The following is a 437-nucleotide window of genomic DNA, read 5'->3' as shown; positions in this document are numbered from 1 at the left end:
CAGTACCAGTGTTGGGAAGAAATCCTCCGCTGCCATTACCGGCGAAGAGATGAAGATTCTTAGTGGTGGCATTGCGAGCGATAAGATCAGCTTTGGTGTCGCCGCTCCAATCACTACGGACAGAACCCCCGCGTCCAGCGATCGTGTCGAACCCGTACCAGTTCGGAGTGATGACAGTGCCCGCGGACTTGAATCCGCCGCTGCCGTTGCCAGGAAAAAGGTAGAGGTCCTTACTGGCCGCGTGACGGGCGATGATGTCCGGCTTGGTGTCGCCATCCCAGTCTCCAGGGGAAAGGATGGTGTCGAACCCGAACCAGTTCGGAGTAATGACAGTGCCCGCAGACTTGAATCCGCCGCTGCCGTTGCCAGGAAAAAGGTAGAGGTCCTTACTGGCCGCGTGACGGGCGATGATGTCCGGCTTGGTGTCGCCATCCCAG

General features: G+C 58.6%; 1 protein-coding gene. It reads right to left on the bottom strand.

The features are described from left to right. Positions 1-437, bottom strand: a 437-nt coding sequence (locus ACZ6O5_RS15445) for an FG-GAP repeat domain-containing protein (protein WP_465977606.1), incomplete at both ends; no start/stop codon positions are given.

Source organism: Micromonospora sp. NPDC049201, from assembly GCF_055586805.1.
This window is presented reverse-complemented; position numbering and strand designations above follow the sequence as displayed.